Origin of the sequence: Haloferax sp. S1W (genome assembly GCF_044593955.1) — an archaeon.
Classification (GTDB): domain Archaea; phylum Halobacteriota; class Halobacteria; order Halobacteriales; family Haloferacaceae; genus Haloferax.
In genome coordinates this window covers 2,158,557-2,174,441 of sequence record NZ_CP172595.1, presented here as the reverse complement: position 1 = coordinate 2,174,441, position 15,885 = coordinate 2,158,557, and the positions used below count along the sequence as shown (strand labels likewise).

15 protein-coding genes and 2 tRNA genes are annotated in these 15,885 nt (G+C 63.4%); 13 read left to right on the top strand and 4 right to left on the bottom strand.

What is annotated here, in order from left to right; translation table 11 throughout:
* Positions 1 to 5: 5 nt before the first annotated feature.
* A complete protein-coding gene (locus tag ACH9L7_RS11465; protein ID WP_396610833.1) occupies positions 6 to 455 on the bottom strand; it encodes a carboxypeptidase regulatory-like domain-containing protein in 450 nt (149 codons plus the stop codon).
* A gap of 75 nt (positions 456 to 530) precedes the next feature.
* Here ACH9L7_RS11465 and ACH9L7_RS11460 point away from each other — a divergent pair, with 75 nt between their 5' ends.
* From ACH9L7_RS11460 to ACH9L7_RS11450, 3 genes are read left to right on the top strand one after another with little or no spacing between them, the layout of a single operon-like run.
* The gene (locus ACH9L7_RS11460) at positions 531 to 1,610 is read left to right on the top strand and encodes an ATP-binding protein (RefSeq protein ID WP_396610832.1); all 1,080 of its coding nucleotides are present in this window, start codon (positions 531 to 533) and stop codon (positions 1,608 to 1,610) included.
* 21 nt (positions 1,611 to 1,631) lie between these two features.
* Entirely contained in the window at positions 1,632 to 1,967 is a 336-nt protein-coding gene (locus tag ACH9L7_RS11455) for a fluoride efflux transporter FluC (RefSeq protein ID WP_396610831.1), read from the top strand.
* The gene (locus ACH9L7_RS11450; RefSeq protein WP_396610830.1) at positions 1,964 to 2,320 is read left to right on the top strand and encodes a fluoride efflux transporter FluC; all 357 of its coding nucleotides are present in this window, start codon (positions 1,964 to 1,966) and stop codon (positions 2,318 to 2,320) included. The genes ACH9L7_RS11455 and ACH9L7_RS11450 overlap by 4 nt, the downstream gene beginning before the upstream one ends.
* Positions 2,321 to 2,509: 189 nt before the next feature.
* On the opposite strand, the gene ACH9L7_RS11445 is transcribed toward ACH9L7_RS11450, so the two are convergent.
* Positions 2,510 to 2,582: transfer RNA gene (locus ACH9L7_RS11445), tRNA-Asp, on the bottom strand.
* 24 nt (positions 2,583 to 2,606) lie between these two features.
* Positions 2,607 to 2,679, bottom strand: a tRNA-Asp gene (locus tag ACH9L7_RS11440).
* Between the two features lie 267 nt (positions 2,680 to 2,946).
* Between ACH9L7_RS11440 and ACH9L7_RS11435 the strand changes: the two genes are divergently transcribed.
* The 10 genes from ACH9L7_RS11435 (at position 2,947) to ACH9L7_RS11390 (ending at position 14,945) form a co-directional block, all read left to right on the top strand.
* A complete protein-coding gene (locus ACH9L7_RS11435) occupies positions 2,947 to 3,174 on the top strand; it encodes a DNA-directed RNA polymerase subunit H (protein WP_007544515.1) in 228 nt (75 codons plus the stop codon).
* Entirely contained in the window at positions 3,171 to 4,736 is a 1,566-nt protein-coding gene (locus ACH9L7_RS11430; protein ID WP_396610829.1) for a DNA-directed RNA polymerase subunit B'', read from the top strand. The genes ACH9L7_RS11435 and ACH9L7_RS11430 overlap by 4 nt, the downstream gene beginning before the upstream one ends.
* A gap of 1 nt (position 4,737) precedes the next feature.
* Complete coding sequence (rpoB, locus tag ACH9L7_RS11425; RefSeq protein ID WP_396610828.1) at positions 4,738 to 6,567, top strand: DNA-directed RNA polymerase subunit B; 1,830 nt, start codon at positions 4,738 to 4,740, stop codon at positions 6,565 to 6,567.
* A 6-nt stretch (positions 6,568 to 6,573) separates the two neighbouring features.
* On the top strand, positions 6,574 to 9,492 hold the full coding sequence (locus tag ACH9L7_RS11420; protein ID WP_396610827.1) for a DNA-directed RNA polymerase subunit A': 2,919 nt from the start codon (positions 6,574 to 6,576) through the stop codon (positions 9,490 to 9,492).
* Positions 9,485 to 10,744, top strand: a complete 1,260-nt coding sequence (gene rpoA2 / locus ACH9L7_RS11415) for a DNA-directed RNA polymerase subunit A'' (RefSeq protein WP_396610826.1) — start codon at positions 9,485 to 9,487, stop codon at positions 10,742 to 10,744. The genes ACH9L7_RS11420 and rpoA2 overlap by 8 nt, the downstream gene beginning before the upstream one ends.
* Before the next feature lie 2 nt (positions 10,745 to 10,746).
* On the top strand, positions 10,747 to 11,166 hold the full coding sequence (locus tag ACH9L7_RS11410) for a NusA-like transcription termination signal-binding factor (RefSeq protein WP_396610825.1): 420 nt from the start codon (positions 10,747 to 10,749) through the stop codon (positions 11,164 to 11,166).
* Between the two features lie 93 nt (positions 11,167 to 11,259).
* The gene (locus tag ACH9L7_RS11405) at positions 11,260 to 12,165 is read left to right on the top strand and encodes a mechanosensitive ion channel family protein (protein ID WP_396610824.1); all 906 of its coding nucleotides are present in this window, start codon (positions 11,260 to 11,262) and stop codon (positions 12,163 to 12,165) included.
* Positions 12,166 to 12,349: 184 nt separating this feature from the next.
* Positions 12,350 to 12,778, top strand: coding sequence for a 30S ribosomal protein S12 (locus tag ACH9L7_RS11400; RefSeq protein ID WP_007544522.1), 429 nt, complete (start codon positions 12,350 to 12,352; stop codon positions 12,776 to 12,778).
* 1 nt (position 12,779) lies between these two features.
* Entirely contained in the window at positions 12,780 to 13,394 is a 615-nt protein-coding gene (locus ACH9L7_RS11395) for a 30S ribosomal protein S7 (RefSeq protein ID WP_396610823.1), read from the top strand.
* 135 nt (positions 13,395 to 13,529) lie between these two features.
* A complete protein-coding gene (locus ACH9L7_RS11390; protein ID WP_396610822.1) occupies positions 13,530 to 14,945 on the top strand; it encodes a PQQ-dependent sugar dehydrogenase in 1,416 nt (471 codons plus the stop codon).
* A gap of 30 nt (positions 14,946 to 14,975) precedes the next feature.
* Here ACH9L7_RS11390 and ACH9L7_RS11385 read toward each other — a convergent pair whose 3' ends face one another.
* Positions 14,976 to 15,731 (bottom strand): DUF5781 family protein, encoded by a 756-nt coding sequence (locus tag ACH9L7_RS11385; RefSeq protein ID WP_396610821.1) that lies wholly within the window; start codon positions 15,729 to 15,731, stop codon positions 14,976 to 14,978.
* Positions 15,732 to 15,885: the final 154 nt, after the last annotated feature.

The following is a 15,885-nucleotide window of genomic DNA, read 5'->3' as shown; positions in this document are numbered from 1 at the left end:
GCAGATTAGGTCTCCTGCCTGACGACCAGAATCGCCGTGTTCTCGCGCCGGTCCACGAACGAACTTCCAGCAGGCGGCTTTACGTCCACGACGAGCGTGCCGTCTTCTCTGTTCGCGCTGAGTTCGGCTTCGACTGTCGCTGTCGCCGTCCCGTCACCGCCCGTCTTCTCCGCGACAACGCCGTCGAGTTCGGCGGTCCCGGATTTCACGATGACGGTCGCCCCCTCGACCGGGTTGCCTTCGTGGTCGACGACGGTGAACGTGATGTCGTGGGTGCCCGGTTCGACGACATCGGGACTTGGTTTTACGTTGAGTTCCGAGGTGGCGAGTCCCTGCACTCCAGAGAGCATGTTGAGCATGACGCTCATGCTGGCGACGCCGACGACGAGAGCGACGACGAGACGAACTGGGAGTCCTTCGATAGCGCGTGTGTCTGACCGGAATGCATCGAGCATGGGCCGTCTGGCCGCGGTTTCGTATATAAACCCTCGTCCGGAGGTTCAAGTCGGAAGCCGGGACCACGCCACCCCATGCACGTTATTGGCCGCGACCCAGACGCCAGCGGGCCAGTCTGCACCCTCGGGACATATCGCGCCCGCGACGGAAGCACTGGCGCACCCGTCGGACTCGACGTAAACCGCCCGCACGCTGCTGTCGTCGTTGGCAAACGCGGAAGCGGCAAGTCACACACGCTCGGTGTCGTCGCCGAAGGACTGGCCCGCGCTGAGGGTGTCTCACCCGTCGTCGTGGACCCGATGGGCGTCTTCTCGGGTCTCGCCGCGGACCCAGTTGGCGGGACGGTCCACCACGCACCGAGGATTCGGGCGGACGCCCTCCCACCCAGTGCGTGGCCCGACTTACTCGGACTCGACTCGACTGGCCCGGTCGGGTCACTCGTCTGGCGAGTCGCTGCCGAGGCCGACTCACTCGACGAGATGCAGTCGGCAGTCGCTGACGCCGATGCGACGGCCGCCACGCGACGGGCTGCCACGAATCACCTCGCACTCGCTGACTCGTGGGGGGTGTTCGACCCCGAAGGGCTGGCCGTCTCCGACCTCTGCGGGCCGTCTCCGGATGTACTCGACCTCTCCGCGATGGACGAACGCCCCGCGAGCGCCGTCGTTCGCGTCGTCGCCCGCGGCCTGTACGAGGCACGCGTTGCAGATAGCGTAGACTACCTCCCGTGGCTCCTCGTGGACGAAGCGCACGCGTTCGTCGACGGCGTAGCAGAACCGGCGCTTCGAACGATTCTCACGCGTGGGCGTGCACCCGGTGTCGGACTCGTCCTCGCAACCCAGCGGCCCTCGGCGCTTCCCGATGTCGCCGTCTCGCAAGCCGACCTCCGAATCGCTCACCGACTCACCGCCGGACCGGACGTGTCGGCGATGGCCGCCGCCGACCCGACGTATCTCGACTCAAACCTCGAATCTCGCCTCCCCCGAGAACTGGGCTGTGCGCTCGTCGTCGACGACACGACCGAATCCGTTCACGACGTGCGCATCCGCGAGCGCGACACCCCCGATGGAGGTTCGACGCCCACTGCCGTCCCGTCTCACGGCGCGACACCTGCTGCCGTCCCGTCCCGTGACGCTTCCGAAACCATGGAGTAGTCCCCCCGGGTCAGGGTTGGTATGGACCGCTCGGAACTGGCGCTCGTCGCCGCCGGTGGGTTTCTCGGCGCGACGCTCCGCTATCTCGTCGGCGTCGCCATCCCCGGCACCGGCGGGACGCTTGCGGTGAACGTCCTCGGGAGCTTCGTCCTCGGAGCGTTCATCACCACCGTCTCGTCGCGGCGAGCCCAGTGGCTCCTCGGTTCGGGGCTCCTCTCCTCGTTTACGACCTACAGCACCTTCGCCGTCCAGACGGCCGGGCTCTCGATGACTGGTGGCGTACTCAACATCGGCGCGAACTACGTCCTCGGCTTCGTCGCTGCCGGGGCCGGTATCGCACTCGGGAGGAGACAGTGAGCCTTTCGCTCACTTCGACTGTACTCGTCGGCATCGGCGGCATGGCCGGGGCAACCTCCCGCCACGTCGTCGACCAGCAACTCGTCGGCAAGTGGAGTACGTTCACCGTCAACGTCCTCGGGAGCATCGCGCTGGGATTCATCGTCACTGCGCCCGTAGGCGACGCGGCGGCGACCCTCGCCGGGACGGGGTTCTGCGGCGCGTTCACGACCTTTTCGTCCTTCGCGGTCGGCGTCGCCGAACTCGTTGACGTGGGCGACTACCAGACGGCCGCCCGGTACGCTTTCGGGACGTTGCTGGCGGCGTTGGTCGGGGTTGCGATTGGGGCTGCTGTCGGTGGGATTGTTGGGTAATCTGCCGTGGGGTCGGTAGGTGGTTTGTGACTGTCAGCGTGGTGACGATATACAGTCTCGTTGGGATTTGAACCTCACTCGCTACCGCTCGCTTCGCTCCCTGATTCAAATCCCTCTGTCGGAGTTTACACATCCCAACCAGCCGCTCGGCGACGAGACGCCTCGCTCGACGGTTGGAAATGAGAGAAGCGCCCGGACCGGGATTTGAACCCGGGTCACGACCGTGACAGGGTCGTATGATGGGCCACTACACCATCCGGGCAAAGTGGAATTGAGATACGGAGAGCGCCCGAGGCGGGATTTGAACCCGCGTCACGACCGTGACAGGGTCGTATGATGGGCCACTACACCACCCGGGCCCTCCGTCTGCAATCATTCGTAGCCGAGGTTTATAGATAAGACTTACCATCTGTTCTGGCCTTGGCCCGCGGTACCGCGATTCTTGCCCCGAAGACATTTATATCGGGATTTCCCATGCCAATACGTGACGATTCGCGCATCGGCAGTGCGTGACCTCCGGTAGCCCCGCCTTTCTTCGCTCGAGTTGGGAAGTGTTAAATGGATGGCCCCCAAAATCTGCCGTAGTATCCCGTGACAGCTTCTTCCAGCACCCAGCAGCACCATACATGGTAGACGTAAGCCAACACAAACTGGTTCCGGAGCACACGGTTCTCGACGACGAGGAAGTCGAGAGCGTGTTGCAGGAGTACAACGTCGAGAAGACGAACCTGCCGAAGATCAAGCGCAAGGACCCGGCGCTCCCTGACGACGCGGAGCCCGGCGATGTCATCAAGATCGTTCGGAATTCGCGGACGACCGACAAGGCGGTCGTATATCGATTGGTGATCGAATGAATCGACAAGCGCGACGCGAGGTTTCTCGCAAGTACTTCTCTGAAGAACGGCTCGCTGAACATCACTTCCGCTCGTTCAACGCGTTCCTCGAACGCGGGATGGCGCAGGTCGTCGAAGAGAAAGCCACCATCGAGACGGACATCGGTGACAAGGAGGGCGAAGAGCCGGTCTACGTCGAACTCGGTGGCGTCCGCGTCGAGACCCCACGAGTTCGCGAGGCCGACGGCTCTGAAGAGCTTCTCTTCCCGCAGGAAGCACGCCTGCGTAACATCACTTACTCCGCCCCCGTGTTCATGGAGATGTCCATCGTTCGCGGCGGCGAAGAAGAAGAGGAAGTCGTCGTCGACACCGCCGAGACGAAGGTGGGACGAATGCCCATCATGGTCGGCTCCTCGAAGTGTAACATCGCCGAACTCACCGACGCGGACCTCGTCGAAATCGGCGAAGACCCCGTCGACCCCGGTGGCTACTTCATCGTCAACGGTTCCGAGCGCGTCCTCATGACCTCGGAGGACCTGGCTCCGAACAAGATTCTCGCCGAGTACGACACGAAGTACGGCGACGAGATTCAGGTCGCAAAGACGTTCAGTCAGCGCCGCGGGTACCGCGCGCTCGTTCTCTGTGAGCGCAACCGTGAGGGGCTTCTCGAAGTGTCGTTCCCATCTGTCTCCGGGAGCGTCAACTTCGTCACGCTCGTGCGCGCGCTCGGTCTCGAATCTGACGAGGAAATCGTCCATCGCGTCTCCGAGGACCCGGAGATTGTGAAGTTCATGCTCGAGAACCTCGAGGAGGCCGACGTGCAGACCCAAGAACAGGCCATCGAGGCGCTCGGCAAGCGCGTCGCTGGTGGACAGGGGAAGAACTACCAGCTCAAGCGTGCCAACTACGTCATCGACCGCTACCTCCTGCCGCACCTCCACGAAGAGGGCGCAGAGGAAGAGGAAGTGCGCATGAACAAGGCGTACTACCTCTGCCGGATGGCCGAGGCGTGTTTCGAACTCGCACTCGGTCGTCGCGACTCCGACGACAAGGACCACTACGCCAACAAGCGCCTCAAGGTCTCCGGCGACCTGATGAAGGACCTGTTCCGGACGGCGCTCAACAAGCTGGCACGTGACGTGAAGTACCAGCTCGAACGCGCCAATATGCGTAACCGCAACCTCACGGTGAACACCGTCGTCCGTTCTGACGTGCTCACCGAGCGTCTCGAACACCCGATTGCGACGGGGAACTGGGTGGGTGGACGCTCCGGCGTCTCCCAGCTCGTCGACCGGACCGACTACATGGGTGTGCTGTCTCACCTGCGTCGCCTCCGCAGTCCGCTGTCGCGTTCGCAGCCCCACTTCGAGGCACGCGACCTGCACGCGACCCAGTGGGGTCGCATCTGTCCCTCCGAGACCCCCGAGGGACCGAACTGTGGACTGGTGAAGAACTTCGCGCAGGCGATGGAACTCTCCCAGAACGTCGAAGACGAACAGGCACTGAAGCGAGAACTTGCGTCGATGGGTGTCGAGGGAATCCCCGGCATCGACAGCGTCGACGCCACACCCGCAGACGACTAACATGGCTCAGGCACAGCGAGAAGCGAAAGTATACGTCAACGGTAGTCTCGTCGGGACGCACCCCGACCCCGAACAGCTCGCGGCACAGATTCGCGAGGCGCGTCGCCGCGGCGACGTCAGCCAGATGGTGAACGTCTCCGTCAAGGAGCGCACCCGCGAAGTCATCATCAACGCCGACGCCGGCCGCGCCCGTCGGCCGCTCATCGTCGTCGAAGACGGTGAACCGCTGCTCGGTGACGAACACGTCGAGGCCCTCGATAACAACGAACTTGATTTCAACGACCTCGTCGAGCGCGGTCTGGTCGAGTTCATCGACGCCGAGGAAGAAGAGGACATCTACGTCGCCGTCGACGAAGACGAACTGAACGAAGACCACACGCACCTCGAAATCGACCCACAGCTCATCTTCGGTATCGGTGCCGGGATGATTCCGTACCCGGAACACAACGCCTCGCCGCGTATTACGATGGGTGCAGGGATGATGAAGCAGTCGCTGGGGCTTCCGGCGGCAAACTACCGAATCCGTCCCGACACCCGACAACATCTTCTTCACTACCCGCAGCTCTCGATGGTCAAGACCCAGACCACAGAGCAGATTGGGTTCGACGAGCGCCCGGCCGCACAGAACTTCGTCGTCGCCGTGATGTCCTACGAGGGGTTCAACATCGAGGACGCGCTCGTCATGAACAAGGGGTCTGTCGAACGCGCCCTTTCCCGCTCGCACTTCTTCCGGACCTACGAAGGCGAAGAGCGCCGGTACCCCGGTGGACAGGAAGACCGCTTCGAAATTCCGTCGCAGGACGTGCGCGGTGCGCGCGGTGAAGACGCCTACTCGCACCTCGACGAAGACGGCCTCGTCAATCCCGAAACGGTCGTCGACGAGAACTCCGTGCTCCTCGGCAAGACGTCGCCGCCGCGGTTCCTCGAAGAACCCGACGACATGGCCGGTCTCTCGCCGCAGAAGCGCCGCGAGACCTCCGTCACGATGCGCTCCGGTGAGTCCGGTGTCGTCGACACGGTCACCCTGATGGAGGGTGAAGACGGCTCGAAACTCGCCAAGGTTTCCGTCCGCGACCAGCGCGTTCCGGAACTCGGTGACAAGTTCGCATCCCGTCACGGGCAGAAGGGTGTCGTGGGCCACTTGGCTCCGCAGGAAGACATGCCCTTTACCGCAGACGGCGTCGTGCCGGACCTCATCATCAACCCGCACGCACTGCCGTCGCGCATGACGGTCGGTCACGTGCTGGAGATGCTCGGCGGCAAGGTCGGTGCGCTCGAAGGTCGGCGCGTCGACGGGACCGCCTTCCAGGGCGAGTCCGAGAACGAACTCCGGTCTGCGCTGGAAGAACGCGGCTACATGTCCTCCGGCAAGGAGGTCATGTACTCCGGCGTCACCGGCGAGAAGGTCGAAGCCGAGATTTTCGTCGGCATCATCTTCTACCACAAGCTGTACCACATGGTGAGCAACAAGCTGCACGCCCGCTCGCGCGGTCCCGTGCAGGTTCTCACCCGCCAGCCCACCGAGGGTCGCGCCCGCGAGGGTGGGCTTCGTCTCGGTGAGATGGAGCGTGACACCGTCATCGGGCACGGCGCGGCGATGGTGCTGCAAGAGCGTCTGCTCGACTCCTCCGACAAGGAGAGCGTCTACATCTCCGCGGACACCGGCATGGTCGCCGTCGAGGACCGCGACCAGCGCCGCATCTACGACCCGGTCACGGGCGACGAGGACAACATCCACGAAATCGACATCAGCTACGCGTTCAAGCTGCTGCTCGACGAGATGGTCGCACTCGGTGTACGCCCACGAATCGAACTGAAGGACGCGGTCTAACTACACATGTCAATTCAGACACCCAAAGAAATCGGAAGCATCCAGTTCGGGTTGATGGACCCGGAGACGTACCGAGACATGTCCGCGACGAAGGTCATCACCGCGGACACCTACGACGACGACGGTTACCCCATCGACATGGGTCTCATGGACCCGCGTCTGGGCGTCATCGACCCCGGTCTGCAGTGCCGCACCTGCGGCCAGCACTCGGGGTCGTGTAACGGGCACTTCGGTCACATCGAACTGGCCGCACCCGTCATCCACGTCGGTTTCACGAAGCTCATCCGTCGCCTCCTCCGTTCGACCTGCCGCGAGTGCGGTCGCCTCGCGCTCACGCAGGAAGAAGCAGCGGACTACCGCGACAGACTCGGTCGCACGAAGGAACTCGGCGACGACTGGAGCGACGTGATGAAGTCGGCAGTCCGGCAGGCCCGAAAGGCCCACCGCTGCCCGCACTGCGACTCGCCACAGCACGACATCAAACACGAAAAGCCGACGACCTACTACGAGGTCCAGAACGTGCTTGCCGGGGACTTCTCCGAGCGCATCGCCTCCGCGATGCAGCCGGACCCCGACGACGAGGACGACAATGGCATCTCGCCGGTCGACCTCGCCGAGCAGGCTGACCTCCCGGCAGAGCGCATCAATCAGGTGCTCGCCGGTGAGTTCCGCCCCGTCGGCGACGACCGAAAGGCGCTGGAGAAGGCCCTCGGCATCGACCTGACCGAAGAGGACATGAACAAGCTGATGCCCTCGGACATCCGCGACTGGTTCGAGGACATCCCGGACGAGGACCTCGTCACGCTCGGTATCGACCCCTCGCGGTCGCGTCCCGAGTGGATGATTCTGACCGTCCTCCCCGTCCCGCCGGTCACCGCTCGGCCGTCCATTACGCTCGACAACGGTCAGCGCTCCGAGGACGACCTGACTCACAAGCTCGTCGACATCATCCGCATCAACCAGCGGTTCATGGAGAACCGCGAGGCTGGTGCGCCGCAGCTGATTATCGAGGACCTGTGGGAACTGCTTCAGTACCACGTCACCACGTTCATCGACAACGAGATTTCGGGGACGCCCCCGGCACGCCACCGCTCCGGCCGACCCCTCAAGACGCTCAGCCAGCGCCTGAAGGGGAAGGAAGGGCGCTTCCGTGGCTCGCTTTCGGGTAAGCGTGTCAACTTCTCCGCGCGTACCGTCATCTCGCCGGACCCGACCCTCTCGCTCAACGAGGTCGGTGTTCCGGACCGCGTCGCGACGGAGATGACACAGACGATGAACGTCACCGACCGCAACATCGACGAGGCTCGTCAGTACGTCCGCAACGGACCCGAGGGCCACCCCGGTGCGAACTACGTCCGTCGTCCCGACGGCCGACGCCTCAAGGTGACAGAAAAGAACTGCGAGGAACTCGCAGAGAAAGTCGAAGTCGGCTGGGAGGTCAACCGCCACCTCGTCGACGGTGACATCGTCATCTTCAACCGACAGCCGTCGCTGCACCGGATGTCCATCATGGCGCACGAAGTCGTCGTGATGCCGTACAAGACGTTCCGCCTGAACACCGTTGTCTGTCCGCCGTACAACGCAGACTTCGACGGCGACGAGATGAACATGCACGCCCTCCAGAACGAGGAGGCCCGTGCCGAGGCGCGCGTCCTCATGCGCGTCCAAGAGCAGATTCTCTCGCCGCGCTTCGGTGAAAACATCATCGGGGCCATTCAGGACCACATTTCGGGCACCTATCTGCTCACGCACGACAATCCGAAGTTCGTCGAGACGCAGGCGCTCGACCTGCTTCGCGCGACGCGCGTGGACACGCTCCCTGAACCCGCAGGCGAAGACGACGGCACCCCGTACTGGACGGGCCAGCAGATCTTCTCCGAACTCCTCCCCGACGACCTGAACATGGAGTTCACCTCGAAGGTCGGCGACACCGTCGTCATCGAGGACGGCCAACTCGTCGAGGGAACCATCGACGAAGACGCCGTCGGTGCCTTCGGTGGCGAGATTGTCGACGTGCTCGCGAAGGACTACTCGAAGACCCGCTCGCGCATCTTCATCAACGAGATTGCCTCGCTGGCGATGCGTGCCATCATGCACTTCGGGCTGTCTATCGGTATCGACGACGAGTCGATTCCGGACGAAGCGACCGCGCAGGTCGACGAAGCCATCGACGCCGCCTACGACAAGATTCAGGAACTCATCGAGATTTACGAGGCGGGCGAACTCGAGTCCCTGCCGGGCCGCTCGGTCGACGAGACGCTCGAAATGAAGATTATGCAGCGTCTCGGCAAGGCGCGTGACTCTGCTGGGGAAATCGCAGAGGACCACTTCGCAGAGGACAACCCGGCAGTCGTGATGTCCAAGTCCGGTGCGCGTGCGTCCATGCTCAACCTGACGCAGATGGCCGGCTGTGTCGGTCAGCAGGCAGTTCGTGGCGAGCGCATCAACCGCGGGTACGAAGAGCGTACCCTGAGCCACTACCAGAAAGGTGACCTCTCGGCAGAGGCCCACGGCTTCGTCGAGAACTCCTACTGTGCCGGTCTCACCCCGCGTGAGTTCTTCTTCCACGCGATGGGTGGCCGCGAGGGGCTTGTCGACACTGCAGTTCGTACCTCGAAGTCCGGGTATCTGCAGCGTCGTCTCATCAACGCCCTGTCCGAACTCGAAGCGCAGTACGACGGCTCCGTCCGAGACACCTCGGGCACCATCGTCCAGTTCGAGTTCGGTGAGGACGGTACGAGTCCGGTGAAGGTTTCGTCGAGCGAAGACACGCCTATCGACGTTGATGCCATCGCGGACCGCGTCGTCGAAGCGGAGTTCAACTCCGACGAAGAGAAAGAGCGGTTCCTTGGCGAGCGCGCACCGAAGACGAACCTCTCCGAGCACGGCGTCACGGCCCGTGCGGAGGTGGAATCCGATGACTGAACACGAACCCGAATCCGAATACGAGCACGTCGACGCCGACACCGTCGATATCGTCGAGGCGGCCGACATCCCTCGACGCCTGAAGGCGCAGGTTTACCAGACGATAGACGACCGCGAGGGCGTCACGACCGAGCAGACGACAGAAATCACCAAAGCGGTCGCGGCGCGCTACCGCGAGACGCGCGTCGACGCGCTCGACCCCGTCGGGACGGTGTCCGCACAGTCCATCGGTGAACCGGGAACGCAGATGACGATGAACACGTTCCACTTCGCGGGCGTCGCAGAAATCGACGTGACACAGGGGCTTCCCCGTCTCATCGAACTGGTGGACGCCCGGAAGACCCCGGACACGCCGATGATGACAGTCCACCTCGAAGACGAGTACGCGATGGACCGCGACTTGGCCCATCAGGTCGTCTGGGACATCGAATCGACGAAGATTCTCGCCCTCGGTGACATCTCGACGAACGTCGCCGACATGGTCGTCCAAATCAACCTCAACGAGGAGACGCTCCAAGAGCGCTGGCCGACCTACGACGACGTGGGCGTCATCGCCAGCGAAATCGCCGACACCATCGAAGACGCCCTCGGCGTCAAGACGCGTCGGCAGGGGACCATCATCGAGTTCGGTCCCGAGAGTCCGAGTTACCGTCGGCTTCTCCAACTCGTCGAGGAACTCCGCGACATCGTCTTCAAAGGTATCGAAGAGGTCTCTCGCGTCGTCATCCGCAAGGAGCAGAACGACGACACCGACGAAGAGGAGTTCGTCCTCTACACCGAGGGGTCGGCCTTCGGCGACGTGCTCTCCATCGAGGGCGTCGATGCCTCCCGCACCACCTCGAACAACATCCACGAGGTGCACAAGCAACTCGGCATCGAGGCGGCCCGCGAAGCCATCATCGACGAGACGATGAACACGCTCAAAGAGCAGGGTCTCGACGACGTGAACATCCGACACCTGATGCTGGTCGCGGACATCATGACCAACAACGGCGAAATCGAGTCCATCGGTCGCCACGGTATCTCCGGGTCGAAGGAATCCGTCCTCGCACGTGCAGCATTCGAGGTGACGGTCAACCACCTGCTCGACGCTGCCATCCACGGCGAAGAAGATGACCTCGACGGCGTCATCGAGAACGTCATCGTCGGCAAGCCGATTGCTATCGGTACCGGCGACGTGGACCTCCGCATGGGGTCGCTCGACGCTGACGACGTCAAGGCCAGCGCGGCACCCGAACCGTCCGACGACTGACGATGAAAGTCACGCTGTCGGATGCGGCACGCCAGTTCGTCGTTCTCTTCGAGGACGAAACCGGTGCGACGGCGCACGACTGTCTCGTCTTCGACGACCGGGTCGTCTTTCTCGTCGCCGCGGGCGACATGGCGACGGCAATCGGCCCGGGCGGGCGGACAGTACAGGAAGTCGAGCGCCAAATCGGGCGCACCGTCGAACTGGTCGAAGACGCCGACACGCCCGAGGCGTTCGTCGCGAGCGCCCTCGCTCCGGCCGCAGTCCGTCACGTGACGATTTCGCGGCAGAACGACACCGTCGCGTACGTCGAAGTCGCAGATGAGGACCGCGGCGTCGCTATCGGGTCCGGCGGGAAGACCATCGACACCGCCCGGACGCTGGCGCGTCGGCACTACGACATCGACGACATCCAGTTGACGTAGCCGGGGTCGCCGCTCCGACACCTCACCGTCGGACTGGAACGCTGTTTGTCACTCGACCATACGTTTTTGGTGGCCGCGCCCGCCGGAGTAGGCATGCTCTCAGATGGCGCGAGCGCGGCCGTCCGTTCCGCTCCGAGCGCTGTTGGCGTTCCCACACAGATTGACCTCGGCGTGTCTGGTGGCTATGAGGTCGTTGCGGGTACGGCACTCGGGTTCGTCGTCGGGTCGCTCGTGGTCTACCTGTTCGGGAGGCTCCTTCTCGTGCCGGGCGTCACGAGGGCCGTCAGTTCGCGCAACCGGAATAACCCGACGTTACAGACGGCGGCACAGTCGTACACGCACGCGTTCGTCGTCGTGGTGGCGGCGCTGGCGGGCGTCGTCGGAGCCGGGTACGGGGCAGTGTTGACCAACGGTGCGCTCATCATCGCCGCGCTGACGCTGGTGGTGGGCGTCGCCGGGCAGGAGGTTATCGGCGCGCTCATCAGCGGTCTCTTTCTGGTCGCCGACCCCGACTTCAACGTCGGCGACTGGATATCGTGGCCCAGCGGTGAGGGCGTCATCGAAGCGGTGGACTTCCGGGTCACGCGCGTGCGAACCATCAATAACGAGACGGTTACCGTCCCAAACACGGAACTGGCGACGAACGTCCTCAAAAGGCCATACGGCCGGGAGCAATACCGCATCACCGAGCGCGTCGACATCGCCTACCACGACGACGCGGAACTGGCGTTGCGCGAACTCGTCGAGACGGTCCGCGAGGACGACCGAATTTTGGACGACCCCGAACCCACCGCCAGAATCATCGAGTTCACCGACAACAGCGTTGGGATTCGAGCGGAGTTCTGGGTTCAGTCGCCGATGGACGTAGACCTCGTCGACGTTCGGTCCAAGTTCAGGCGACGGGTGAAACGTCGCTTCGACGCGGAGGGGTTGACCCTCGGTCCGGCGTCCGGGCAAGAGGTCAGCGGCCACCTCGATATCGACCTCGTCGACGGCTGACACACGAGGTGGCAACGACAACTTCTCCGGTCACTTCAGTCCCTCTTCGCAAGCGTGCGCCCGTCGTTTGAATTAGCGAAACGGCCTCAGATTCGTCCTTAGGGGTCGCTAATCGGAGCTGAACCCGTCTCGTCGCATTCGAAAAGGGAGGCTTAAGTAGCTCCATATGGAAACCACGTCCACTATGGCAAACGGCAAATACGCCGCGCGGAAGCTCAAGAAGGACCGGCAGAAGCGCCGCTGGTCCGACTCGGGCTACGCACGACGCGAGCGCGGACTCGGCAAGAAGTCTGACCCCCTCGAAGGTGCCCCACAGGGCCGCGGTATCGTCCTCGAGAAGGTCGGAATCGAAGCAAAGCAGCCGAACTCGGCAATCCGAAAGTGTGTCCGTGTGCAGCTCATCAAGAACGGAAAGCAGGTCACTGCGTTCTGTCCTGGTGACGGTGCAATCTCCTTCATCGACGAGCACGACGAAGTCACCATCGCCGGTATCGGTGGTGCGAAGGGTCGCGCGATGGGTGACCTTTCCGGTGTCAACTACAAGGTCGAGAAGGTCAACGGCGTGTCGATGATCGAACTCGTCCGCGGAAACGCAGAGAAGCCGGTGCGATAAAATGTCTGAAAGCGACGCCCCCGAACCCGAGTCCCCCGCCAGCAGCGACGAAGCAAAGCAGAACGCGCTTCTGTTCGGCGAATGGGACGTTTCCGAAATCGAGTACAGCGCTCCCGGAATGAGCCGCTACATCAAGGCGACGCCCATCGCCCACACGATGGGTCGTCACGCCTCGAAGCAGTTCAAGAAGTCCGAAATCAGCATCGTCGAGCGCCTCATCAACCGTCTGATGCAGACGGAAGACAACACGGGCCACAAGCAGAAGACGATGAAAATCGTCCGCGATGCGTTCGACATCATCGCCGACCAGACCGACGAGAACCCCGTTCAGATCCTCGTCACTGCTGTCGAGAACGCCGGCCCCCGTGAGGAGACCGTCCGCCTCAAGTACGGTGGCATCTCGGTCCCGCAGGCTGTCGACGTTGCGCCCCAGCGCCGTGTCGACCAGGCCCTGAAGTTCATCGCACAGGGTACCCTCAGCGGCTCGTACAAGTCCAAGACCAGCGCCGCCGAAGCGCTCGCACAGCAGCTCATCGGTGCCGCTGACTACGACGTCCAGGCGTACGCTATCTCGCAGAAAGAAGAGAAAGAGCGCGTCGCAGAAGCGGCCCGGTAATCTCTCTTTTCTCTCTTCGTTTTCTTTCCGGCGAGCGGCGGCACTCTCGGGCGCTCGTCCATCGGGTGGTCAGACGAGCTTCGTCTTTTCGACAGTGTCACAAAACGTATCATCTCTAGCCGATACGGGTGTGATATGTCTCGACGATTCTCGCGTCGCTCGCTTCTCGCTACCCTCGGTCTCGGCTCGCTCGCTGGCTGTCTGCGCGGCGAACTCTCGACTGGTTCCACGTTGACCGACACTCCGACAGCGACGACCACCGAACGAACGACGACAGCAACGACCGCGACTGCAACCCCCGTGCCGCCGGTCACAGAGCGGTACGACCTGTCGGTCGCTCACGAGTCGGGAACGAGCGAGACATCGTGGGAACCCCCGTCGTCGCCACCGCCGACAGGCCTCAGCGTCGAACCGGTCGTCGAGAACCTCGCGATTCCGTGGGAAGTTACCTTCGCACCCAACGGCGACCTGTTCGTCTCCGAGCGACCGGGTCGGATTCTCAGATACAGCGCCGGTACGCTGGAAGCGTCGTTCGAGGCCAACGATGTCGTCGATGCCAGTGCAGTCGCACACGGCGACGAGGGCGGGTGGTGGGCTGCGGGCGGCGAAGGCGGGCTGATGGGCCTTGCTGTCCATCCCCGGTATCCTGACGTCCCCGTCGTCTACGCCGTCTACACCTCCGACACGGATGATGGGCCTCGAAACCGGCTGGTGGCTTTCGACGTGACTGCGGACGACCCAGCGAAGACCGAAACGGTACTCATCGACGGGATTCCCGGTGCGCGCGTTCACAACGGGAGTCGACTCGCGTTTGGCCCGTCGAACTACCTCTGGATGACGACCGGCGACGCGGCAGCAGAAGAAAACGCCGCCGACCCCACGAACCTCGCAGGGTCGGTCTTGCGCCTCGAACCGGACGGCACCGCCCCGGCTGACAACCCCGACTTCGGCCCCGAAGCCGACCCCCGACTCTACACCATCGGCCACCGAAATCCGCAGGGACTCACCTGGCTTCCAGACGGGACGACGCTCATTACTGAACACGGGCCGGGCGGAGCGGACGAGATAAACAGGCTCGTGGCGGGCGCAAACTACGGGTGGGGGACCATGGACCCGACGAAACGCGGAGCGGGGGGATACACCGACTCGTCGTTCGCGCGCCCGGTTGTCAACACCGGTTCGAAGACGTGGGCACCGCCGGGATGTACGTTCTACACCGGGTCGCTCGACGGATTCCGGAATCGTCTCGTCGTCGGCGGATTGCGGTCACAACGGCTCAACGTCGTCACGCTCGTTCCGGCGGGAGAGAGTCTCCCCGGTACGGCCTCGGGAACGACCTACAACGCGCCGTGGATGGACGACCAATACGACGCCGTCGCGCACGCACGACTCGAAAACGAACTGGGCCGTATTCGCGACGTGACGCAAGCGCCGGACGGGTCGCTCTTGGTCTCGACATCGAACCGCGACGGGCGGACTCGGAGCGACAGCGTGGAGTACCCGCGGCCGAACGACGACCGAATCTTGCGTGTCGTCCCGGCGTCTGAGTAGCGGGAGGCGACCGAAACGGGGTCTCCGAGGTTAGTCTGCGGCCATGTTCGGCCCGACGACGTAGTTTTTCACCACGTCGACGAGCGTTCGGCGGTACTCGCTTTTCGAAGGGTCGGTGGCGAGCGTTCGGAAGTGCTCTTTGAAGGTGGGAAGCGAGATTTCTGGTGCGTCGTCGGCCGCCGCGTGCGCGAGGTCGTACAGCCGGTGGTCGGGTGAGATGAGGTCGTGGCGCTCGACGAGCGCGAGCGCGAACGCGGCGTTCACCGCGGTAATCTCCGGGTCCGCCCCGCCGGTGACGAGGCGCGTTCCGGGGCGGTCGGTTCCGCGGGGGCGGTCGGCGAGTGCGGTCGCCAACTGCGATTCGAGGAACTGCACGAGTTTCTCCGCAGGCGCGACGCTGAGCGTCAGGTCGTCGGCGTAGATGTCCTTGCAGTGATTCGCAATCTGGTAGCAGTGGGCGAGCTTGCGGCGCTCGACTGTCCGCCCGGCGAGCGCGAGAAACACCGCTTCCCGGGTTGACTGGTAGTGCGACGCGTGGCCCTCCTCGTTGAGAGCCATGTGGGAGAGTTCGTGAAGCGCGAACTCTCGGGCCATCGCACTCGTCGCGGCCTTCCGCGAGATGTTGAGGACGTGCCGGTCCGTATAGTGGGCGGCCCACGTTCGGGAATCCGGGTCGTCGTGCACGCGCACGAAGACTGGGTAGTCGAGGTGGAATTCGGTTTCGAACAGGTCGGCGGCGCTCAAGAACGGGTCTGCTGGTGCGCCTCCGAGTACACGGAGGTCCATTCGTACGTGAGTAATGGTACCACAGAACATGACTCTTGCGCCGAGGCGGTCGACCCGTCGGACGGCGTGACTATCGTGACAAAAATGCTCATACCCCGGCAGTAGGATGCCTGACAAGGCCGAATCCGCTCGGACAAAACACTACTCTTTTGAC